This is a genomic window from Alphaproteobacteria bacterium US3C007, assembly GCA_034423775.1.
Taxonomy (GTDB): Bacteria; Pseudomonadota; Alphaproteobacteria; order Rhodobacterales; family Rhodobacteraceae; genus Thalassovivens; species Thalassovivens spotae.
Window position 1 is genome coordinate 3,077,737 of sequence record CP139918.1, and the last position, 24,404, is coordinate 3,102,140.

Annotated in this window: 16 protein-coding genes; 12 read left to right on the forward strand and 4 right to left on the reverse strand. The window is 50.2% G+C overall.

What is annotated here, in order from left to right:
• Window positions 1–11: 11 nt before the first annotated feature.
• Window positions 12–755: a DsbA family protein gene (locus UM181_14640; protein ID WQC62535.1), complete on the reverse strand. Its 744-nt coding sequence runs from the start codon at window positions 753–755 to the stop codon at window positions 12–14.
• A 20-nt stretch (window positions 756–775) separates the two neighbouring features.
• Window positions 776–2,080 carry a M48 family metalloprotease gene (locus UM181_14645; protein WQC62536.1) on the reverse strand — a complete coding sequence of 435 codons (1,305 nt, stop codon included), beginning with the start codon at window positions 2,078–2,080 and terminating at the stop codon, window positions 776–778.
• A 57-nt stretch (window positions 2,081–2,137) separates the two neighbouring features.
• On the opposite strand from UM181_14645, the gene UM181_14650 reads away from it, so the two are divergent.
• From UM181_14650 to mltG, 10 genes are all read left to right on the forward strand, one after another.
• Window positions 2,138–3,292 carry an aminotransferase class I/II-fold pyridoxal phosphate-dependent enzyme gene (locus UM181_14650; GenBank protein WQC62537.1) on the forward strand — a complete coding sequence of 385 codons (1,155 nt, stop codon included), beginning with the start codon at window positions 2,138–2,140 and terminating at the stop codon, window positions 3,290–3,292.
• Entirely contained in the window at window positions 3,289–4,554 is a 1,266-nt protein-coding gene (locus UM181_14655; GenBank protein ID WQC62538.1) for an N-acetylmuramoyl-L-alanine amidase, read from the forward strand. The genes UM181_14650 and UM181_14655 overlap by 4 nt, the downstream gene beginning before the upstream one ends.
• Before the next feature lie 78 nt (window positions 4,555–4,632).
• Entirely contained in the window at window positions 4,633–7,182 is a 2,550-nt protein-coding gene (locus UM181_14660; protein ID WQC62539.1) for a PBP1A family penicillin-binding protein, read from the forward strand.
• A gap of 96 nt (window positions 7,183–7,278) precedes the next feature.
• Window positions 7,279–8,406, forward strand: coding sequence for a peptide chain release factor 2 (gene prfB / locus UM181_14665; protein ID WQC62540.1), 1,128 nt, complete (start codon window positions 7,279–7,281; stop codon window positions 8,404–8,406).
• Window positions 8,407–8,556: 150 nt separating this feature from the next.
• Entirely contained in the window at window positions 8,557–9,966 is a 1,410-nt protein-coding gene (locus UM181_14670; GenBank protein ID WQC62541.1) for an amidase, read from the forward strand.
• Between the two features lie 97 nt (window positions 9,967–10,063).
• On the forward strand, window positions 10,064–10,996 hold the full coding sequence (fabD, locus tag UM181_14675; protein WQC62542.1) for an ACP S-malonyltransferase: 933 nt from the start codon (window positions 10,064–10,066) through the stop codon (window positions 10,994–10,996).
• Window positions 10,997–11,010: 14 nt separating this feature from the next.
• Window positions 11,011–11,748 (forward strand): 3-oxoacyl-[acyl-carrier-protein] reductase, encoded by a 738-nt coding sequence (gene fabG, locus UM181_14680; GenBank protein ID WQC62543.1) that lies wholly within the window; start codon window positions 11,011–11,013, stop codon window positions 11,746–11,748.
• A 261-nt stretch (window positions 11,749–12,009) separates the two neighbouring features.
• Window positions 12,010–12,243 carry an acyl carrier protein gene (locus UM181_14685; protein WQC62544.1) on the forward strand — a complete coding sequence of 78 codons (234 nt, stop codon included), beginning with the start codon at window positions 12,010–12,012 and terminating at the stop codon, window positions 12,241–12,243.
• Window positions 12,244–12,401: 158 nt separating this feature from the next.
• A complete protein-coding gene (gene fabF, locus UM181_14690) occupies window positions 12,402–13,661 on the forward strand; it encodes a beta-ketoacyl-ACP synthase II (protein ID WQC62545.1) in 1,260 nt (419 codons plus the stop codon).
• On the forward strand, window positions 13,661–14,809 hold the full coding sequence (gene mltG / locus UM181_14695; GenBank protein WQC62546.1) for an endolytic transglycosylase MltG: 1,149 nt from the start codon (window positions 13,661–13,663) through the stop codon (window positions 14,807–14,809). Before fabF ends, mltG begins: the two co-directional genes overlap by 1 nt.
• Before the next feature lie 48 nt (window positions 14,810–14,857).
• Here mltG and UM181_14700 read toward each other — a convergent pair whose 3' ends face one another.
• Complete coding sequence (locus tag UM181_14700; GenBank protein ID WQC62547.1) at window positions 14,858–15,616, reverse strand: SDR family oxidoreductase; 759 nt, start codon at window positions 15,614–15,616, stop codon at window positions 14,858–14,860.
• Between the two features lie 283 nt (window positions 15,617–15,899).
• Entirely contained in the window at window positions 15,900–17,531 is a 1,632-nt protein-coding gene (locus UM181_14705; protein ID WQC62548.1) for an FAD-dependent oxidoreductase, read from the reverse strand.
• A gap of 497 nt (window positions 17,532–18,028) precedes the next feature.
• Here UM181_14705 and UM181_14710 point away from each other — a divergent pair, with 497 nt between their 5' ends.
• Complete coding sequence (locus UM181_14710) at window positions 18,029–19,618, forward strand: GMC family oxidoreductase N-terminal domain-containing protein (GenBank protein WQC62549.1); 1,590 nt, start codon at window positions 18,029–18,031, stop codon at window positions 19,616–19,618.
• Between the two features lie 883 nt (window positions 19,619–20,501).
• A complete protein-coding gene (locus UM181_14715) occupies window positions 20,502–24,137 on the forward strand; it encodes a vitamin B12-dependent ribonucleotide reductase (GenBank protein ID WQC62550.1) in 3,636 nt (1,211 codons plus the stop codon).
• The last annotated feature ends 267 nt before the right edge of the window (window positions 24,138–24,404 follow it).

The following is a 24,404-nucleotide window of genomic DNA, read 5'->3' on the forward strand; positions in this document are numbered from 1 at the left end:
GTAGGCGCCGCTTAGCCCCTTTTGTCTCGCAGCATCGCTTGCATCGATTCCAAGGGCAGGTACCCGCGTAACATTTCATCTTGCATCACGAAAGTTGGAGTGCCGCTGATTTTCATTCTTTGCGCCAATGCCGCGGTTTTTGAAAGTTCCTCTGCGACGTCATTAGACGCCATGTGCTCCAAAATCTTATCTGCATCCAAATCAAGCTTGCGCGATATTTTATTGAGCGCGGCAGGGGTTGGTTGGCCCCGTAAACCGAACAATGCGTCATGCACCCGTTTATATGCATCGGCGCCGTAAAGCTGTTTCACAGCAACCGCATATCGCGCGGCAGCAACCGAGGCTTCGCCTAAAATCGGCAACTCTTTCAGGATCAATCGGATATTTCCGTCGGCTTTAAGAAGCTCTTTCACATCTTGAAAGGCTTTTTTACAATAACCACAGCGATAATCGATGAATTCGACCAAGGTGATATCGCCTTCTAAATTTCCACCTTGATAAGAAAAGCCATCGTCAAACAACGCCGCGCTATATTGTTGCACCAATGCAAAATCGTTTTGGGCTTCGCTGGCCGCTTGTTGGGCTTTGAATGCATCCACCGCTTCAAAAATCACTTCTGGGTTTTCCATTAAATAGCGTTTCACTTCTTCACCAAACGCTTTCCGCTCTGCTTCAGACAGATCCGCAGCAGACGCGATCGAGGCCGCAAAAAGCGCCCAGAGAGTGACACATATTCTTAAAACTTTGACGAGCATTATAAATCCTTGTGATCTGACTACTTAGTGCTGATACTAAGTATGTCTTGCGCTTTTTGCCATGCAGGAGAGCCGGTTGGCAAACCCAAAACAGCACGCTTAGCGTGAATGTTTGCATCTTTTAACCGCCCCTGCAACGCAAAGCGTTCTGCAGTCACCAAGGCCGCCATTTCTGGTTTGTCTGATCGCGCATAGGCAACCGCCAAATCGCGCAATAATTTGGTGCTTCTAAAGTCGCGAGAGCGAGCGTTTTCCAGCGTCTTTAAAGCCGCTGATATTTGGTTATTGGCCAGCAAAGCGCGTCCATAACCTGCCAAAATCAACGAATCCTTCGGGGCCATTGCCACCGCTTTTTCATAGGCTGTTACAGCGGCTGAAAATTTTTGATTTCGCATTAAAAGCTCTGCGTAAAGATCCTGATAATAGGGATCTTTCGGCCTTACACTCTGCGCAATCCTTAACTGGTCAAGGGCTTTTGATAATTTGCCCTGCCGCGACAGCGCAATCGCCTTGCTTATCGCCTTGAGATCCTTGGGAAGTTTTCGTTGCTCTCGCGCCAAAATCGTGGAGGGTGGCCTCAAAAACGCCGCCAATTTGGCTTTGGCTCTTGCGTGCCAATATTCTGCGGATAAATCAGGCTTGCTGGAGGATTGCGTTGCAGCATTTGAGCGCGCTTGGCGAAGCCGTTCGCGGCTGAGCGGATGCGAGCGCAGATAGGTGTCTTGGCGGGCTGGTAATAAGCTTTCCTGACCAGAAAAGATCTCTAAAACATCCGCCATCCCCTGTAGGCTGACGCCTGCGCGGCGCATATATTGCATTGCGGATTGATCGGCCGAGCTTTCTTCGCTGCGATTATAGGCTAGAAAATTTCGCTCTGCCGAGCTGTTTAAACCGATGGCCAAACCGGTTCCAAGCGCAACATTCCCGCCCGCCGCGCCCGCCGCTATGCCCAACGCCATGCCAAAACCCGCGGCGCTGCGGGCCGTTTTGATAGTCTTTGCTCGTCGTGCAATATGACCATTTGCAATATGGGCTGCTTCATGCGCGATGATGGATTGCAGCATACTGGCCGAATTTGTTTTCAAAACCATGCCCGCATTTAGAAAGATATGATGGTTGTCGATAACAAAAGCATTCAATTGAAGATCGTCGACCACAAGTATCTTCACCCGTTCGCTGGACAGACTTGCGGCTTGCAAAATGGGGCGCGCCAATTCCTGAAGCGCATGTTCAACATCAGAATCTCGCAACAAGGATATTGCTGTGGCGGCGGCAGGTGTTAAAAAGAGGGCTATTAACACAATGAAACTGTTGATTATTCGCATCGAAGCCGCCTATAGATCAAGAAGTTCACTCATTAATTTAGAGTTTGGATTGATACGATGAAAAACTCAACCCGTGGCGCCGTAGATCCCTTTATTGTGATGGATGTGATGGAAGCTGCGCGTCAGGCAGAGGCGGCGGGGCGCCACATAATTCATATGGAGGTTGGGCAACCCGCAACTCCCGCGCCCCTGGGGGCCAGAAATGCGCTGCGCGATAGTTTAAATGCAACCGCGATGGGGTATACGGTTGCGCTTGGTTTGCCCGAGCTGCGCGGTAAGATCTCTGAGCTCTATGGCGAATGGTATGATGTTGATTTAGATCCAAACCGGGTGATTGTAACGTCGGGTTCGTCGGCTGGGTTTTTATTATCCTTTACATCCTTGTTTGATACTGGAGATCGGGTGGGCATTGGTGCGCCGGGCTACCCCAGCTACCGGCAAATTTTAAAAGCACTTGATTTAACCGCGGTGGATATTCCAACAAGCTCTACAAATAAGTTTCAACCGCACCCTAGCGATTTTGAAGATTTAAGCTTAAACGGTTTGCTGGTTGCCTCACCGTCCAACCCGACCGGAACAATGCTAACGCGGCGGGAATTGGGCGCGTTGATTGAGGCCACTGAGCGCAGTGAAGCCGCCTTTATCAGCGATGAAATCTATCATGGAATTGAATATGAAACCAAGGCGGTCAGCGCGTTAGAGATAACAAATAATTGCTATGTGATAAATTCATTTTCGAAATATTTTTCGATGACAGGATGGCGCGTTGGTTGGATGGTGGTGCCCGAAAACCATATTCGTCAGGTTGAACGCTTGGCGCAAAATATGTTTATCTGTGCGCCACATGCCAGCCAAGTTGTGGCGCTTGCTGCGATGGAGTGCCGCGAAGAGTTGGCCGCGTATCAAGCCGTCTACCAGAAAAACCGCCGCCTAATGATTGAAGGATTGCCAAAGGCCGGGTTCGATCGCATCGCCCCTCCGGATGGTGCTTTTTATATTTATGCAGATATCTCGCATTTGACATCCGACAGCCTGTCATTTGCCCGCGAGATTTTGCAGGAGGCAGGCGTTGCCGTTACGCCGGGTTTGGATTTCGACACCCAGCGCGGGGCGGGAAGCTTGCGGTTTTCTTACGCAGGCAGCAGCGAAGATATTCAGGAAGGATTGCATAGATTGACGCAATTTATGCAGAAGAAGGGCTTTGCTGGATGATTTACTCTTTTCGCAACCTGCTGGCTTTTATCGCGTTGCTGGCTCCTGTTTTTGGTCCCTGCATGGGCATAACGCAAGCCAAAGAGACCCTGGATAAAAGCGCGCCGACCATCCAAGGCTTGGCCCGCTTACGCGTCAGCGGCAGCAGCGTCGAGGATTTGTTATGGGATGGCGTGCGGATAAATTTAGAATTAAGCCAAGGCGTGCCTTATCGGGTGTATTTTCTGCAAGACCCACCGCGGATGGAGGTTGAATTTAACGCGCTACATCCGGTTGATATAAGCGGTTATGACTTTAACAAAAGTAAAGAAATCAAGCAGACCACCTATTTTGAAACCCCTTCGCAGCAATCAACCCTGCGGTTCGAGCTGACATCGCCGATGCGCCTTGAAACGGCCGATTTGAGCGTAAACGCCTTTGATGGTTCTGCCGCGCTGAGCTTGGTTTTAACGCCGGTAACGATGGCTGAATTTGCGCTTTTTGCGCTGCGAGGGGGTGCAAATTCAGAGCCAGAGCTTTCCGTGAAATCTGCGGGGCCAACGCCGGCTTTAATAGAAAATCGGTTGACGGTTCTGATTGACCCTGGCCATGGCGGTATCGATCCAGGGGCCATAGTTGGCGATGTGAATGAAGCTGGCTTGATGCTAAGCCTGGCAAAAGAGTTGAAAGAAAGTTTGCTACGCGTTGAAGGCGTTAATGTCGTTTTGTCGCGTATCGAGGATAAATTTGTGCCGCTTGAAGCGCGCGTTTCTTTGGCGCAAGCTGTAAAAGCGGATTTGATTATTTCTTTGCATGCGGATGCTTTGGTCGAAGGAACGGCCTATGGAACCACGGTCTACACTTTGCCAGCACGCGCGTCTGAAAGCGCCTCGCAATCTTTGGTGTTGCGCCATGAACCTGATTCTGTGCTGCAGGGCGTAGATTTAAACGCGATTGATGAAGATGTTGCGATGGCGCTTTTAGATTTGAGCCGCTTGGAAAATATGCAGAGTTCGGAAATTTTGGCAGAATCTGTCGTGAAAGGGCTGTCCCGCGTCTTGGGAGGGCTCAATGCAAAACCTTTACGCAAAGCGGGGTTTTCAGTTCTAAAAGGCGCTGATATTCCAGCGATTTTGATTGAAGCGGGGTTTATGTCCACAGAAACGGATCTGGCAAATCTGCAAAATGCTGAATGGCGGGCGAGATTTGCAGAGGGCGTACGGCTTGGCGTGATGATTTGGTATGCGCAAGAAAAACAAATGGCGCCTTTGCGCCGGCAGTGAATTGAAAGAGTTTGATCGAAGCCTTTTGACCCGACGCCAAAGCCTGCTTATAAGACATGCAATGATTTAGGACGGGCGATGCTGCGTATTATTTTATCTTTTTTTGGGGGTGTTTTTACGTTCTTGACGATGTCGGTTGTTGCTTTTGCGTTAACAATCGGCGCTGTGTTTTGGATCTATGGCCGTGATCTTCCTTCACATGAATCATTGGCGCAATATAAACCGCCCACCATTAGCCGGATTTATTCTGGTGAAGGCCGTATTGTCGATGAATTTGCGCGCGAACGGCGGTTGTTTACCGGGGCCAAGGATGTGCCGATTCTGATTAAACAGGCCTTTATTTCCGCTGAAGATAAAAATTTTTATTCCCATCCGGGATATGATTTGCGGGGTATTCTTTCTGCGGCGGTTGACGCGGCGCGCTCTGGTGGGCGCCGGGTCAGGGGGGCCTCAACCATCACGCAGCAGGTGATGAAGAACTTTTTATTGGATGGTTCGCGCCGCGCCGAGCGTAAAATCAAAGAAATTATTCTTGCCACACGGATTGAAAACACCTTGGATAAGGAGCGTATTTTAGAGCTCTATTTAAACGAGATTTTCTTGGGCCAAAACTCATATGGCGTGACGGCGGCGGCGCAAACCTATTTCAACAAAACCTTGGATGAGTTGGCCCCTCATGAAGCGGCGTTTTTAGCCTCTCTGCCCAAAGCTCCGTCTGATTTTCATCCCGTCCGGCGCAAGCAGAGATTGCTAGATCGTCGCAATTACGTGTTAAAGGAAATGTGGCAAAATGGCTTTTTGGAAGAGGCGGCCTATCGCGCAGAAGCTGCGCAACCTTTGCTGTCGGTTCAAAATGGAGATTTTAAAAGCTTTCGATCAGCTCTGCCGCGCCGAGGGTATTTCAGCGATGAAATTCGTCGTCAATTAAGCGCTGATTTTGGCGAAGACGCTTTTTTCTCAGGGGGTATGACGGTCCGCGCCACCTTTGATCCTGAATTGCAAGCGGTTGCGGAAATTGCGCTTCAACGCGCGCTCGAAACCTATGACCGGGCGCAGGGCATTTGGCGCGGAACCGGCCTTTCAATTGATCCTGAGCGGCTAACCAGCGAAGACGCGTGGCGCGCAGCGCTAAGCGATATTGAGATGCCGCGCGGAATAAAGCTGGATGGGCAATGGTATCCAGCTGTTGTTCTCAAACTTGGCAAAAAATCGGCACAAATCGGTATTGAAGGCGTTGAAGAGGATGAGGATGGGCATTGGATCCCCTCGCGCGATGTTATTTGGGCCAGCAAACAAAAAGCCGATGGCAGCCTTGGCCCAAAAGCCAAACGTGCGCCTGATCTTTTGTCGCTGGGCGATGTGGTGTTGGTGCGGGCCCTTCTGGATGAGGCGGGCGCGTTTGAAAGATGGTCTTTGCGCCAAGTGTCGGAAGTGCAGGGGGCGTTTATGGCCATGGATGTTAATACGGGCCGAGTTATTTCGATGCAGGGTGGATTTTCTTATGAAGCGTCTGTTTATAACCGCGCCACACAAGCAGACCGGCAGCCAGGATCTAGTTTTAAACCTTTTGTTTACGCAGCGGCGCTTGATAGCGGCTATTCACCCGCAACAATCGTGATTGATGCACCGATTGAAATTGATACTCCGCAAGGGTTGTGGACGCCGCGAAACTCATCCGATAAGTTCTATGGCCCAACGCCATTACGCACCGGCATCGAACAGTCTCGTAATTTAATGACCATTCGGTTGGCCCAGGAAGTTGGGATGGATGTGATTGGAGATTATGCCGAACGCTTTGGCGTTTATGATCGTATGAACCCGTTTTTGGCGAATTCCTTGGGCGCGCAAGAAACCACATTATTCAGGATTGTTGCAGCTTATGCGATGTTTGCCAATGGCGGAGAACGCGTACAACCCACCTTAGTGGATCGGATTCAAGATCGGTACGGAAAAACCATTTACAGTCATGATGAACGCGAATGCTTTGAATGTGGGTTTGAAACAATCCCTGCAAATCGCGCGCCGTTGATCGTTTCGAATCGCGAGCGCATAATGGATGCGACAACCGCTTATCAACTCACCTCGATGATGCAAGGCGTCGTAGACCGGGGGACAGCCCGCAACAGCATCAACTTAGAGGTGCCGGCAGCAGGCAAAACCGGCACGACCAACCAGTCAAAAGATGTTTGGTTTGTTGGATTTACCAGTAATTTTGTTGCCGGTTGCTACATTGGACATGATTTTCCCAAGCCGCTTGGGAAACGCGCTTATGGCGGCGGCATGTGCGGTCCGGTTTTCAACGAATATATGCAAGCTGCCACAGAAAAATTCGGCGGCGGGCCCTTCACAGTGCCAGAGGGAGGCCAATTTATAAATATAGATCGTTTCACGGGCGCGCGCCTTCCAGATGAGGCAGAAGGCGACAATGTTGTGGCTGAATATTTTCGCGACGGCGAAGAGCCGGTATTTGGGGTGGCTTTTGACGGAGGGTTTGCGATGGGCAGCAATTTTGAGCGTGTAGATACCGAAGAACAAATCAGCCGCGAAATCCAGACCTCTTCAGGAAAAAGCGTCACGGTTGGGCCCAAAGCCAGTATTGGCACGCTCAGCTCTGGGGGGTTGTATTAAAATTTGAAACAGTGCTGGCAAAGCAAAAGCGCTCGTCTTGTCAGTTCGGGCTGGCTTCTGTAAACCCTAGCGCAACGCTTTAAAACTGGGAAGCCTATGCGCGCTGACATCGTAACGACTGTATCTGAAATCAACAAATCATTGGCCTTGCTTCGGCAACGTTTAAATTGGGACACCGTCTCGCATCGGCTGGAAGAATTCAACGCGCGGGTAGAAGATCCTGACCTCTGGAACAATCCAGACAGCGCGCAGAAATTGATGCGCGAACGCCAGACTCTTGTGGATGCGGTGGCGGTGCATGACAGTATCGCGCAAGATCTGAATGACAATGTTGAAATGATCGAACTGGGCGAAATGGAAGACGATCAAGAAGTAATTTCTGATGCACAAAGCGCTTTGAACGAACTGGCCAAGAAAGCCGCTGCAAAAGAACTGGAAGCCTTATTGAACGGTGAGGCCGACAGCAATGATACGTTTCTCGAAGTGCATTCGGGCGCGGGTGGCACTGAAAGCTGCGATTGGGCCTCGATGCTGGCGCGGATGTATCTGCGATGGTCTGAGAAAGCTGGTTATAAAATCGAAATGCAATCCGAAACGCCCGGGGAAGAGGCTGGCATTAAATCGGTGACCTATAAAATTAGTGGTCAAAACGCTTATGGCTGGCTGAAATCTGAAAGCGGGGTGCACCGTTTGGTGCGTATTTCTCCTTTTGACTCTGCCGCAAAACGGCACACATCCTTTTGCTCGGTGTGGGTCTATCCCGTGGTGGATGATAATATTGATATAGAGGTCAACCCTGCAGATATACGGATCGATACATATCGCTCGTCCGGGGCCGGGGGGCAGCATGTGAACACCACCGATTCTGCGGTACGGATCACCCATCATCCAACAGGCATTGTGGTCACCAGCTCAGAAAAATCGCAACATCAAAACCGTGATATTGCGATGAAAGCCTTGAAGTCTCGGCTTTATCAAATGGAGTTAGACCGCCGTAATTCTGCCATTAACGAAGCTCATGAGAATAAAGGCGATGCCGGTTGGGGCAATCAAATTCGATCTTACGTTTTGCAACCGTATCAGATGGTGAAAGATCTGCGCACGGGACATGAAACCTCTGACACAAAAGGGGTTTTGGATGGGGATTTAGATGCGTTCATGGCGGCCACTTTGGCGCAGGATGTATCAGGAAAATCAAGGGCAGAGGCCAGTGATCTTGACTGAGCAGCGCGCTATCAGGTGTATCTTCTTTCAACCTTGGAACGCCAATTATCTGCGCTGCAATACCAAAATGACAAGGCATCGCAGCCTGAACATATTAACTATGTTTTGGCCGCTTCACGGCTGCGTATATAGCCAAAATAGCGTTCGAGAATGAGCGCTCTGTTCAAAAGCGCGCTTGCGCAGGCAGAGTTGTTAAATAGGCGCCAAATCAGCGCGGTTGAACTGATGCAAGACACCTTGGCCCGCATCAAAACGATAAATCCGCAGGTTAATGCGATAATATCCCTGCGCGAGGAGGCGGATCTGCTAGTCCAAGCGGCGCAGGCGGATAAATCAAGCCGCACAGGTTGGATGCATGGACTGCCGATTGCGATTAAAGATCTGCATGATGTCAAAGATATGCCGAGCTCTATGGGCTCTGCGATCTTTGCAGATTACATCGCAGAAAAAGATGATATTGCGGTTGCACGCGTGCGCGCCGCAGGGGCTATCATCATTGGAAAAACAAATACGCCCGAGTTTGGTCTAGGCAGCCATACATACAACCCGGTTCATGGCACAACCTATAACCCCTATGATCTGAGCAAAAGCGCCGGGGGATCCTCTGGTGGGGCTGCGGCGGCGCTTTCTACCCGCATGCTGCCTTTGGCAGATGGCTCTGATATGATGGGTTCTTTGCGCAATCCAGCAGCTTGGAACAATGTCTACGGGTTTCGACCAAGCTTTGGATTGGTGCCCTCTGAGCCTGGCGCTGAGATGTTTTTGCAACAAAACACCACGCAGGGCCCGATGGCCCGATCGCCCCGCGATTTGGCGGCGTTTTTAAGCGTGCAAGCAGGGCCTGACATGCGGCAACCTCAAGGTTTAAAAGCGCAAGATTACTTAAAGCTGATGCAGCCGGATTTAAACGGAAAGCGTTTGGCATGGCTGGGTGATTGGTCGGGGCAATTGCCAATCGAACACGAGCTAATTGGCGCATCAGACGCGGCGGTTCATGCGTTTACAGAGCTGGGGGCGGAAGTGGACAGTCTTGAGGCTCCGTTTTCCCTAGATGATATCTGGCAAAGTTGGATCATCCTTAGATCTTGGGCAATTGCCTGTTCAGAAGCCACGCATTATCACACGCCCGATCACCGAAAACTGTTAAAACCCGAGGCGATTTGGGAAATAGAGCGCGGTTTAAGCTTTACCGGCCAAGAGCTGCACGCAGCCAGCGTTTTGCGCACAAGCTGGTTTAGAAAATATACGAAACTTCTTGAAACCTATGATGCAATTATTTTGCCCTCGACGCAGATTTGGCCTTTTGATGCTAACAGACCCTATCCAACCCATATCAACGCTCACCCCATGGACAGTTATCACCGCTGGATGCAGGTCGTAACGCCTGCCAGCCTATTGGGGGTGCCAGTGATCAATCTTCCTGCTGGGTTTGGCGCCGCAGGATTGCCCTTTGGGCTGCAGCTTATGGCGGCAAGGGGCGATGATTTACAGCTATTATGCATGGGTGAGGCGTGGCACAGGCATTGTGATTGGCCCTCGCTGAGACCGCCCCGCCTTTAACGCACCCGCCCAGTCTCTGCTGGTTTTGGTGAAAAGCATTGCACCGCCCGCTTGGGTTGGATATCCCCATTAAAAGCAATAAAAAAGGAAAAGAGCATTGGCACGCGCATATGTTTGCCCGGGACAGGGTGCACAAACAATCGGAATGGGGCGGGCGTTATCTGAGGCCTATCCCGAGGCAAAAGCCGTTTTTCAGGAAGTTGATGACGCGTTGAACGAGAATCTGAGCGGGTTGATCTGGGAAGGGGACCTGAGCGCGTTAACCCTAACCGAAAACGCACAACCGGCGCTGATGGCCACCTCTTTGGCGGCGTTTCGCGCGTTGCAATCAGAGGGTTTGGGCTTAGACGGTGTGGATTATGTGGCCGGCCATTCTTTAGGGGAATATTCGGCCTTGGCGATTGCAGGCGCTTTGTCAGTGGCAGATACCGCGCGCCTTTTGCGCAAACGCGGGCAGGCAATGCAAACGGCGGTGCCGGTTGGCATGGGGGCAATGGCCGCGATCCTTGGCCTTGACTTTTCAGCTGTTGCAAAGCTTGCAGCTGAGGCTGCCCAGGGCGAAATCTGTCAAGCCGCAAATGATAATGATCCAGGGCAGGTTGTCGTATCGGGGCATGTCGGAGCCGTGGAAAGAGCTATTGCTTTGGCCAAAGGGGCCGGTGCAAAACGCGCCTTGCTGTTGCCTGTAAGCGCTCCATTTCACTGCGATTTGATGGCCCCAGCGGCGGCAGAAATGGCGCAAGCCTTATCAACGGTCGCTATCACGGCCCCAACAGTGCCGTTGGTCTGCAATGTCAAAGCTGAAGCCGTCAGCGCACCCGAACAAATCCGCGAGTTGTTATTCCAACAAATTACGGCCTCGGTGCGCTGGCGTGAATCGGTGCAGTGGATGGTTGAGCAGCAGGTATCAGAGATTTGGGAAATAGGCGCGGGTAAAGCGCTTTCGGGGATGGTGCGGCGTATTGATCGGGCTGTCGCTTGTAAAAACATCGCAACGCCTGATGACATATCCGCAGCGATAAGCACATAAGGGTGGAGTTTTAAATGTATGATTTAAATGACAAAAGCGCACTAGTAACCGGAGCATCAGGTGGGATTGGCAGCGCGATTGCCCGTAAGCTGCACGCTGCGGGTGCCAAGGTGGCGTTAAGTGGAACGCGGCAGGAACCGCTTGAGAGGCTTGCTGAAGAACTGGGTGAACGAGCCTATATATTGCCCTGCAATTTAAGCGATATGGCCGCGGTTGAGGTCTTGCCCAAGCAAGCCATCGAAACCCTTGGTAGCCTTGATATCTTAGTGAACAACGCAGGTATCACCCGAGATAATTTATTCATGCGGATGTCAGATGAGGAATGGCAATCTGTGATCGATGTCAATCTCACCGCCACAATGAAGCTGTGCAAAGGCGCTTTGCGTGGTATGATGAAGTCCCGGTGGGGGCGGATTATCAATATCAGCTCGATCGTGGGCGCGACGGGCAATCCCGGTCAAGGCAATTATGCGGCCTCAAAAGCTGGAATGGTTGGAATGTCAAAATCACTGGCCTATGAGGTGGCCAGCCGTGGTATAACGGTAAATGTGGTCGCGCCAGGGTTTATCGCGACCGCAATGACGGATAAATTGGCTGATGATCGCAAAGAGGCAATTTTAGCACAAATCCCGGCGGGGCGGATGGGCGCCGCGGAAGATATTGCCAGCGCAGTTGCGTTTCTCGCAAGCGATGGCTCAGGCTATGTGACGGGCAGCACTTTGCATGTGAATGGTGGCATGGCGATGATTTAGCGCGCGCCCAAAAGGGCGCGAACCGTTCAGCTAGACGGAAAAACCCAGAAGTTTTTAGATTTGACCGAAAAAGGCATATTTTTGCCGAAATCATTTGCCTAATTAATAAGCTGTGCTATAGGCGGCGCAGAAGTGCCAGCGCGTGTTTGGCAAGGGCTCTTGACTGGTTGGCGCCTGTGGCTTAGGGAAACCACAAAACAGGTAAGACCCGCTCGCAGAGTGGTTAACTGGGCTCGGCCCGCATAAAATGAGGAATGAAATATGAGCGATATCGCAGACCGCGTAAAAAAGATTGTTGTGGAGCATCTTGGTGTTGAAGAAGATAAAGTTGCCGACAATGCATCATTCATTGATGACCTTGGCGCCGACAGCTTGGACACAGTAGAATTGGTCATGGCTTTTGAAGAAGAGTTCGGAATTGAAATTCCTGACGATGCCGCAGAAAACATCCAAACATTTGGGGATGCAGTTAAATTTATCGGTGAAGCGTCCTAAGCTTGCACCCTTAAATGCTGAATTACGCCTCTGTCAGAAATGGCAGAGGCTTTTTTTATTGCAAATCCGAAGTGCTAATTCTTGTGATTTCCAACAAATGGTCTTATTTAAAGAGCCTGAGTTTATAGGTAAAATAATTACATTAGAAGGACGGGCTGATGCGTCGAGTGGTTGTCACAGGTCTTGGAATGGTAACGCCTTTGGCGAATGGCGTAGAGGCCACGTGGTCACGCATCTTGGCCGGGCAATCCGGTGCAGGCTTAATCACGCGGTTTGACGCCGAGCAGGTTGCAACGAAGTATGCCTGCGAAGTGCCGCTTGGCGATGGCAGCGGCGCAAGCTTTAATGCCGATGATGTCCTAGCGGTCAAAGAGCAGCGGAAAATAGATGATTTTATCCTTTATGGGATCTCTGCCGCTGTTGAGGCAGTTGAGGATTCCGGCTGGATGCCCGAAGATGAAGCGGGGCGTCTGCGCACCGGAGTTATGATCGGATCGGGAATCGGTGGGCTTAATTCGATTGCCGAGACCGCCATTTTGATCAAAGAACGCGGACCACGTCGGGTTTCGCCGTTTTTTATCCCGGGAGCGTTGATCAATCTTGTCTCCGGACAGGTGAGTATTCGTTTTCGCTTTAAAGGCCCAAATCACTCGGTGGTGACCGCCTGCTCCACGGGGGCGCATGCGATTGGCGATGCCGCGCGGTTGATCCAAACCAATGATGCAGACGTGATGGTGGCCGGAGGTGCCGAAGCCGCCATTTCCGAAATCGGAATAGCCGGGTTTAACGCTTGTAAAGCGCTATCGACCAATTATGCCGATAATCCCCAAGCGGCCTCGCGCCCTTATGATCGCAATCGTGACGGCTTCGTGATGGGCGAAGGCAGCGGCGTCGTTGTGCTGGAAGAATATGAGCACGCTGTTGCGCGCGGCGCCAAGATATACGCTGAAGTTTTGGGCTATGGGCTATCTGGGGATGCCTATCATATTACCGCCCCTTCTGAGGATGGCGAAGGCGGAGAGCGCGCCATGCGCGCTGCGCTGTCTAAAGCCGCATTGCAACCAGAGGCAGTTGATTACATTAACGCGCATGGCACTTCGACAATGGCGGATGTGATTGAATTGGCGGCAGTGGAACGCATGATGGGTGAGGCGGCTTCAAATTTAACAATGAGCTCAACAAAATCCGCCACTGGCCACCTTTTGGGGGCTGCCGGCGCCATTGAGGCCATCTTCACCATTCTGGCAATTCGCGATCAAGTGGCCCCCCCAACAATCAACCTTGATGATCTGGCGGTGGAAACAGCGGTTGATTTGGCGGCGAATAAAAAACGTCCGCGCAAAATTGACGTTGCACTTTCAAACTCATTCGGTTTTGGAGGCACTAACGCCTCACTCGTTTTGGGCAAAGCCCGCTAATGTGGCGAAGCGCAGCGTCCAATGCGCTGACCTTTCTAATCTTGGTGTTTCTGCTGATCGGAGCGTTCGCGCTTTGGGGGCAGGCGCAATATTTTGGGGCAGGTCCGCTTTCTGAAGCAAAATGTTTGCTGGTTGACCGTGGTCAAACCATGCGCAAATTATCGCAGAAATTAGACGAGATGGGCGCCCTGTCACAACCTGCGATATTTCGTATTGGCAGCGAGTATGAAAACAAAACAGCGCAATTAAAGGCAGGCAGTTTTTTAATTCCCCAAGGGTCTTCAATGCGCGAGATTGCAGATATTGTAACCCGCGGTGGGGCAAATACCTGCGGTACTGAGATCGTGTTCCGCTTGGGAATTAACACAACGCAAGCTCAAATACGCGAAATGGATCCCGTCACGCAAAAACTGATCGAAATCGATAGTTTTGAACTGTCACAAGCGCCACCCGCGGCTTATAAAAAAGCGATTGCTCTCCCGGGCTTGCGCTTCCGTTTAACCATGGCCGAGGGCATAACCTCTTGGCAGGTGGTTGAAGCCCTATCAAATATTGATATTTTAACCGGTGATATTCTTGAAATTCCGGCCGAAGGCAGCCTTGCGACGATCAGTTATGAGCTGCGAAATGGAGATACAAGAACCGGGCTGTTGCAGCGCATGATCCAAACCCAAGAAAGCTATTTGGGTGAGGCTTGGGCCTTGCGCGCCGAGGGTTTGCCTCTCTCTACGCCCCAAGAGGCGCTGATACTTGCCTCGATTATCGAAAAGGAAACCGCCATGGCTGCCGAACGACGGCTCGTGGCCAGCGTGTTTATCAACCGTTTAAACAGAGGCATGCCGCTGCAAACCGATCCAACGGTGATTTATGGCATTACGAAAGGTCAAACTGTGCTGGGGCGCGGCTTGCGGCGCAGTGAATTGCGCAAAGATACCCCTTGGAACACGTATACGAATAAAGGATTGCCCCCGACGCCGATCGCCAATCCTGGTAAGGCGAGTATTGAAGCCGCTTTGAACCCCGAGACGACAAATCTGGTGTTTTTTGTTGCCGATGGCACGGGCGGGCATGCCTTTGCCGAAACGCTGGCAGAGCATAATAAAAACGTCGCCAAATGGCGAAAAATTGAAGCCGTGCAATCAGAATAGCCAAACCCGTTCAAAATTATTTAACGTCGGCTAATAGACGTTCAAATCTTAGATCGAACCCGCTTCGACCATATAGTTATTTGCCGTGCACATGGCTGCATCATCTGAGGCCAAGAAGAGAACCATGCGCGCCACATAGACCGGATCGATCAAGTCGGGAAGGCATTGCCTTTTACGCTGATTTTCCAAACCTTCCGGCGTGACCCAAAGGTCTTTTTGGCGCTCGGTCATAATCCAGCCTGGTACAACGGTATTGACCCGAATGCGGTGTTTTCCCAAATCACGCGCCATCGTTCGGGTCAGGCCATGCACGGCCGATTTTGCGGTCGCATAGGCTGGAAACCCACCGCCTGCTTCCCACCATGAATTCGAGCCGATATTTATGATAGACCCGCCACCGCGTTCAATCATTCCTGGCGCAAGATGTTGTAATGTAAAGAATTGGTGACGTAAATTTGTGGCCATGCGTTCGTCCCAATACTCAACCGTAACATCCTGCCAATCATGTCGGTCATCTCTTGCGGCATTGTTCACCACCACATCGGCGCTACCAATCCGGTCAGTCAACGCATCCAAGGCTAATTTAAGCGCAGTAATATCGCGCAGGTCACAAATTTCAAACGCGACATCTGGGCCGAGCATTTCAGCCAATTCTGCGCTGCGTGTCTGATCTAGATCTAAAAACCCAACCTTCGCGCCTTGACCGGAAAAGGCCTTAACAATCTCGGCGCCAATCCCGGAGGCGCCGCCTGTCATAAAAACTGTTTTCCCGGATAGGCTGGGAAAGCGTGCAAATTGTTGAGACATGAATATACCTTTTTGAAGCAAGTGGCGAGATGCGTAGAAAGCAATAGTTGGGGATTGCTGTCAACGGCCCGGTTAAGGGTTTTAGGCGCTGCGCGGTTCTGGCGCAGGCGCTTATTGTTTAAGGCAATTTATTTTCGACATAACGGATTTGATTGATGATGTATTTTACAACTGGAGTGAGCAAGTTGGGCATGCCATGCCAATAATAATCGCATTAAAGCGCGCGCCCACAAGCGCGCCGCGCAAAAGCATGCTCGATAAGATAATATGGTATTTTCAACAGTTACAAAGCTCTATCCCTGTTTTCAGCCTCGATGCTTCCAAGTCCCGAGTTTTGTAAATGGGTTTCGAAATATGTACGAAAGAAGGGAAGGCCCTCAGCAAGTTTTAAAAACTCATCGCGCGTTAACACCAAAACCTTTGTGTCTTCGATCGCAACCGCGGTGGCAATCCGCCGCGTTGCTCCTATCAGCAAACGTTCTCCAAAGTGATCGCCCGCGATAAGAACGCGGGATGTCTCTTCTCCGGTTTCGGGATCTATGCCCGTGATTTCTACGCTGCCGCTAGCGATCGTGTAAAACCCGTCTGAGCGCGCGCCATTTTCGTAAATTCGATCCCCCGCGCGGTATAAAACATATCGCGCATCTTGCGGCTTTTCCGAATTAATCTGAACCACTGAGCGGGGAGAAAACCCGTCCATCAGCCAGTTCCAAAGCACAGAGATGCGGGTTTGCATGCCGGGTAAAAACGAAATGTAATAGACCCGCCATAACAACCAGGCCAAACGGCCTGTCAGCTTGATACCATAAACTTCCGCGACACCGCGCCCGGCGCCAAGCGAGGCCAGCGATCCTTTTGAACTGTAATGAAACTTCTTCAAATTCTGATTTTGAAGGGCTGCAACAACATTTTGTGCCAAATGCTTTGCCTCTCGCACGGCAAATTGGGCTGTTGGAGGGGCAAAATCTTCGCGGGCTGAGGCCGTATCAGTCATTGGTATTAACGCACAATCCCCAATCGCCCAAATGTTTTCAAACCCATCCGCCCGAAAATCACGCCGAACCAAAATACGCCCCTGCTCAAGCGTTAGAGGCATCTTAGCAACCACGGGCGCCGGCGTATTGCCAATGGTGGCCACGATGGTGCGCGTATCAATCACCTCTCCGGTTGTGGTGACAAGCTGCGTCCCCGTTGCTTCTGCGACACCGACGCCAAGCTGCACTTCAATGCCCCGCTCGTTTAATTTGTTCTGCGCATAAGCGGCGAGACTTTCAGGCATTTCATTCAAGATACGATCGGCAAATTCTAACACGACAACGCGTATTTCTGGGGCATTTATATTTGGATAGTAGCGTAACGAGCGATCGATCAATTCTTTTATCTCACCCACGGTTTCAATTCCCGAAAACCCCCCACCGATCACGGTGAAGGTAAGGGCGCCTTTCTTCACCTCGGGAAGGCGGGTGATATCCGCATGTTCCAGCCGCTCGATCACGTGCGCCCTTAACCGCCGCGCATCACTGAGCGTTTTCATGGTGAAGGCGTGTTCGCTTAGGCCGGGTGTGCGGGTTAAATCGCTTCCAGACCCCAGCGCAATAATCAGGTGATCATACTCCAACACCGTAGGTCGGCGCTGTACACCTTGAAAAACGGTTACAGTTTGCGCCTCTGGGTTGATACTATCAACCTCAGCTTTTCGTATAAAAATCTCCCGCGTGAGAAAGCGCAAAGGCGAAACAGCATTTACCGCTGAAATCGCGCCGCCTGCCACCTCGGGCAAGAGAGGTTGGAACACAAAATAATTCTCACGATTTACAACTTCGATTGCCGCTTTTTTGCCCATTAAGCGTTGCAGATTGCGGGCAGCGTATAATCCAGCGAAACCCCCGCCCAAAATCAAAACCCGATGTACCATTTCAAATAAACCTTTTTACGCCGCGCGTATTTGCTGTTTAACTTAATCCACCATGCTTTCATATCCTTTGTGAGGAATTAATCCAAAAGCATAAGTTTGCTATTTTAATTGCGAATATGAATGTTTTTGAATTCAACGGAAAAAACGTTTTACCTTCTTTGCACCGCGTTAAAATTAACAAAACCACCTGTAATAATTACGATCCGGTTTAATGCGGTTAGTTTTACGCAAAAGGCTTTTGAAAACTTACCTTTCAATCTTTCACTGCGTTAACAACTTTAGGAACTAAATTATGGCGCGCTTTTATAAATTTTATGTACGCAACGCTTTGCAGCCAGATGGCAGAGATCAGAAAAAATATACGCCAAGCTCGGAAATACCGTTTAAATTTTGCGTGCAATCGCCTTTCCTGAATAGGTGGATTCTTTATGCAGACTTATAAAAATAGCGTTCAAAAAAGTAACACCTCGATTAGAAAATAGGGTTTAATAGCGTTTATGGAATTTGATTACATTATTGTTGGGGCGGGCAGCGCGGGCTGTGTTTTGGCGAAGCGTTTGGTCGAGGCGGGTCATAAAACATTGCTGTTAGAGGCGGGGGGGCGTGATAATTATCACTGGGTGCATATACCAATGGGTTATTTATATTGCATTGATAATCCACGCACAGATTGGCAGTTTAAAACACAACCACAGATCGGTTTGAACAATCGCAGCTTGTTATACCCACGCGGAAAAATATTAGGTGGTTGCAGCTCCATAAACGGAATGCTCTATTTGCGCGGGCAGGCCGCGGATTATGATCACTGGCGACAATTAGGCCTTGTGGGCTGGGGGTGGGATGACGTGCTGCCTTATTTTAAAAAATCCGAAGATTATGTAGATGGGGCATCTGAATATCACGGGGCGGGCGGTGAATGGCGCGTTGAGCGGCAAAGGCTGCATTGGCCAGTGTTGGATGATTGGCGTCGGGCTGCGATAAGCGCAGGCATTCCGCCGGTGGATGATTTCAACACAGGCGATAATGAAGGGGTTGGATATTTCAAAGTAAATCAACGCTCCGGCTGGCGATCAAATACGGCAGGCTCTTTTCTTAAAACGATCAAACACAAAGATAACCTATATTTAAAAACGCATGCCCAAACGCGGCGCGTCATTGTAAAACAAAACCGTGCGGTTGGGGTAGAGTATCAACAAGGCGCAACCCAAAAAACGGCTTATGCAAGGGCGGAAGTCATTCTGTGCGCGGGGGCTATAGGATCTCCGCATCTTTTGCAATTATCGGGGATAGGGCCCGCGCCGCATCTACAAGCGCATGGCGTTGAAGTGCTTCACCATAGTCCCGAAATTGGCGCAAATCTGCAAGATCACCTGCAGTTGCGCTGTTCATGGCGTTTAACGGGGGCAAAAACGCTGAATACTTTGGCCAATTCGGTTTTTGGGAAAGCTAAAATTGCTGGTGAATATTTACTTAAACGGTCTGGACCCATGTCGATGGCGCCCTCTCAATTGGGGGCTTTTGCAAAATCACGCCCGGATGTGGCAACGGCAGATTTAGAATACCATGTGCAGCCTTTGTCTTTAGATGCTTTTGGCGAACCACTTCATGATTACCCCGCAATCACCGCCTCTGTTTGCCATTTGCGGCCTGAAAGCCGCGGAGAGGTGCGGCTTTCCAGCTCAAACCCCCTTGATGCCCCCTTAATATCTCCCAATTTTCTGTCTAGCGAAGGCGATCGATTGGTGGCAATCGATGCAATTAACCTCACGCGAAAGATTATGGCGCAGCCCGCCTTGCAGCAATATCAGCCAAAAGAGCAAAAACCAGGGCTGCAAGCGCAAACGGATCACGATCTAATTCACGCGGCGGGAGAGATTGGGACAACGATTTTTCATCCAACATGTAGCGTGCGTATGGGGCAAGATGTAACGGCGCCCTTGACCGAAAAACTGCACCTTCGCGGCATAGAAGGCTTAAGAGTGGCCGATGCCAGCGCAATGCCGTGTATTACCAGCGGAAACACCAACGCTCCAACCATCATGATTGCAGAAAAAGCAGCAGATTTAATCTTAAACAGCCAGCAATGATATGCGCTTTAGGCGCAATAGCTCGTTTCGTCGCGCATCGCAGGTTACGTGTTCCTTGGGAACCCGCTGTCAGAATCAGGTTTTATGTGGCCGCGTGGATTAAAAAATTGCGCGTTTAAAGCGTTTGTCGCTGCGCAACGCCACTCTCAATCGTCTAATATTCAAAACTTTCAGATCAGACTGGGAAACATGAGGTTAAAGCAGGTCTATTTGAGCCACCTATTTTACCAAAAACTCCCTGGAACAAAGGTGCACACCCAAATAAACGTTATAAGAAAAGCGCATATTTAGACATTTTTGACATGTTTCAATCAGTATATATAGACCTGATACTTTGCCGCATGCGACCAAAGTTAATGCATTAAAAATGCTTAAATTAAGAGCATATGCGCATTGATAAAGGAAAACAGCTAAAGCGCCGTGACCAAACTGCATCAAAAGCCATTGGATAAGTTTGAGATCTTGCTTTGGTATTTTGCGGAACATATCACGCAAAATGAATCGGCGGGCTATCGCTATATGTGTTTGCATAAAGCTCAAGTTCTTCTGCTAACCTTTAAGAAAAACTCAGTTTTTCTCAAGTGATGACATACCCAGACATATTTAAGCCTCTGGCGTAACTTGCAAGTTGAGATTTGGAAAAAATTCCAGACTGTGAAGTCAAGTAATTTTATTTGAAAATTTTTAAAAAAACCGATTGACCAACCCCACACATATACGTCAATTTGTGCAAATTGGCTCGCATGACACAAGATGTGGTGTTAGGGCAGGGCGGCAGACGAAATGAAATGGTTGTTTGACCTTCGGAAACACGCGTTGGGGCTCAGATGGCCGTTGCGCCAATCAGCCGGGAACCGGCGAGTATAAAAAGAGGCACGTTAAAATGAAAATTGAACGCAATTTTACAAAAAAATCAGCCGATGCATATGGCGGGATTGAGTTTGTCACCACATCCTCAGAAATCAAAAATCCCGACGGTACGGTTGTTTTTTCGCTTGAGAATATTGAAGTGCCAGCGACATGGTCGCAGGTTGCAAGCGATGTGATTGCGCAGAAATATTTTCGCAAAGCGGGCGTACCGACCGAATTGAAGCGCGTTAAGGAGGCAGGCGTCCCCGAGTTTCTTTGGCGCTCGGTCGCGGCATCACCCTCAACGCCGATCACCGGCGAAACGTCTTCAAAGCAGGTATTCAACCGTTTGGCGGGAGCTTGGGCGTATTGGGGCTGGAAGGGTGGCTATTTTTCAACCGAAGAAGATGCGCGCGCGTATTATGACGAAATGCGCCATATGCTGGCGACCCAGCGCGCTGCGCCCAACAGTCCACAATGGTTCAATACAGGCCTGCATTGGGCTTATGGTATTGATGGTCCAAGCCAGGGTCACCATTACGTGGATTACAAAACCGGCAAGCTTGTAAAATCAAAATCTGCTTATGAGCATCCGCAACCACACGCTTGCTTCATTCAATCAGTCTCAGATGATTTGGTGAATGAGGGTGGTATTATGGATCTGTGGGTGCGCGAAGCGCGCCTGTTCAAATACGGATCCGGCACCGGCACTAACTTTAGTTCATTGCGCGGCGATGGTGAGCCGCTTTCTGGGGGCGGAAAATCATCCGGTCTGATGGGCTTTTTAAAAATTGGTGACCGCGCCGCTGGGGCGATAAAATCGGGCGGTACAACGCGCAGAGCCGCCAAAATGGTCATTTGTGACGCGGATCATCCCGATATTGAAAATTTCATCAATTGGAAAGTGAAAGAAGAACAAAAGGTTGCCAGTATCGTCGCGGGCAGCAAAATGCATGAGGCCAAGCTGAATGAAATATTTGCCGCAATCCGGGCTTGGGATGGAAGCAGCGAAGATTCGGTAGATCCAAGCAAGAACACCTCTTTGAAATCGGCAATTCGGGCGGCAAAGAAAGTTGCTATCCCGGAAACATATGTGAAGCGGGTTCTGGATTACGCCAAGCAGGGCTATGATAGCATTGAATTCCCAACCTATGATACAGATTGGGATAGCGAGGCCTACGCCTCTGTGTCGGGTCAAAACTCAAACAACTCGATTCGCGTAACAGATGCGTTTCTGAAGGCGGTGGAAAACGATGCGGATTGGGAATTGCTACGTCGTACGGATGGATCGGTCGCCAAAACCATCAAAGCCCGGAAGCTGTGGCAGGATGTTGGACATGCGGCTTGGGCCTGCGCCGATCCGGGCATTCAATATCACGATACGGTAAACGCTTGGCATACATGCCCCGAAGATGGTGAAATCCGCGGCTCTAACCCGTGTTCAGAATATATGTTCTTGGATGATACGGCCTGTAACTTGGCCTCTATGAATTTATTAACGTTCTTAAAGGACGGAAAATTCCAATCTGCCGATTACATGCACGCGACGCGGCTTTGGACTGTGACGTTGGAAATTTCTGTGATGATGGCGCAGTTCCCATCAAAAGAGATTGCGCAGCGGTCTTATGATTTTAGAACGCTTGGTTTGGGTTATGCCAATATTGGCGGTTTGCTCATGAATATGGGCTACGGCTATGACAGCGTTGAGGGGCGTGCGCTTTGCGGGGCATTAACCGCATTAATGACCGGTGTGAGCTACGCAACAAGCGCTGAAATAGCGGGTGAATTGGGGGCGTTCCCGGGGTATAAAAAGAACGCCGAGCATATGCTGCGCGTGATCCGCAATCATCGGAACGCGGCGCAAAGCGCCGTGGATGGGTATGAGAAACTGGACGTAAAACCGTTGCCGCTGGATGCCGCGAATTGCCCGGATCAAAGCCTGGTAGAGCTTGCCCGCAACAGCTGGGATCAAGCGTTGGATCTGGGGCAGAAGCACGGCTATCGCAACGCGCAAACGACCGTAATTGCGCCCACGGGCACGATTGGGCTGGTTATGGATTGTGATACTACCGGCATCGAGCCCGATTTCGCGCTTGTAAAGTTTAAAAAGCTTGCAGGAGGTGGATATTTTAAAATTATCAACCGTTCAGTGCCCGGAGCGCTCGAAAAGCTTGGCTATAGTAGTTCGAAAATAGAAGAGATTGTGTCATATGCGGTGGGTCATGGAAGCATTGGTAACGCGCCCGCGATCAACCATACGAGCTTAATCGGACATGGGTTTGGAAAAACAGAGCTGGATAAGATTGAAGCGGCGCTGGCCTCTGCTTTTGACATCCGCTTTGTGTTCAATCAATGGACGCTGGGCGCTGATTTTTGCACGAAAGTGTTGGGCATTCCTGCGGCTAAGCTGAATGATCCAAGCTTTGACCTGCTGCGTCACTTGGGTTTCTCAAAGGCCGAAATTGACGCTGCAAATGATCATGTATGCGGAACCATGACGCTTGAGAATGCGCCACATCTGTCAGAATCGCATTATGAAATCTTTGATTGCGCCAACCCATGTGGAAAAAAAGGCAAGCGCTTTCTAAGCGTGAACAGTCATATTTACATGATGGCTGCTGCGCAGTCATTTATTTCGGGTGCTATCTCAAAGACCATTAACATGCCGAATGATGCGACAATTGAAGATTGTCAAAAGGCTTATGAGTTGAGCTGGTCATTGGGTGTAAAGGCAAACGCTTTATATCGCGATGGATCGAAGCTTTCGCAACCTTTAGCCGCGGCGCTGGTTGAGGACGACGATGAGGCCGCGGAAATACTTGAAACGGGCAGCCAACAAGAAAAAGCAGCGGTAATTGCTGAAAAAATTGTTGAGAAAGTCGTGGTAAAAGAGATTATAAAATCACATCGCGAAAAGATGCCGCATCGCCGCAAAGGTTATACCCAAAAAGCCATCGTCGGCGGGCACAAAGTCTACCTTAGAACCGGCGAATATTCTGATGGTGCTTTGGGCGAAATCTTCATCGATATGCATAAAGAAGGCGCCGGCTTCCGCGCTATGATGAATAATTTTGCAATCGCGGTATCCGTTGGCTTACAATATGGTGTGCCGCTGGAAGAATTTGTAGACGCCTTTACGTTTACGAAATTTGAGCCGGCGGGCATGGTGCAGGGCAACGACAGCATCAAAAATGCAACGTCGATCCTTGATTATATATTCCGGGAATTGGCCGTCAGCTATCTGGATCGCACGGATCTTGCACATGTGGCACCGGAGGGGGCAGCCTTTGATGATTTGGGGCGTGGACAAGATGACACGGTTCAAAATGTTCAAGAAGTCACAGAAGATGCAGCGTCTAAGTCACTGGCAGTGCTGAAAAAAATCAGTTCGTCTGGTTATTTGCGCAAGCGTCTGCCCGAAGATTTAGCCATGCTGCAAGGCGGCGCCGCAGAGGTTGCTGATGTCGAGTTGGGTGCTACTCCCAGCGCGGTATTGGTTGAAACAGAAATAAGCACACCCGCGGTTGCGACTGAAATGGATTTGCGCAGCAAGGCCAAAATGCAGGGTTATGAAGGCGACCCCTGCGGAGATTGCGGCAATTATACATTGGTGCGTAACGGCACCTGCATGAAATGCAACACCTGCGGAGCAACGTCGGGATGTAGCTAAGAGACAAGGGGCGGGTGCGCTCGCCCCCGAACGGCGTTCAGGCCACAGGCAAAAAAATATAGATATCGAGCGGTAAAAATGATGAGCTTGAACGGCGAAACTAAAGGGGGGCTTAATGCCTCCCTTTTTTTATGGCTACAGCACAGACAGTGAACTGATTTTTTTTAAATATCTTTCTGACAAAACGGGCCAATACATCGCGTATTGGAGTTTTCAGTAATCTGGCGGCCGCGCTGGCCAAAACTGCTTGTGCAGGGCATGCGCGTC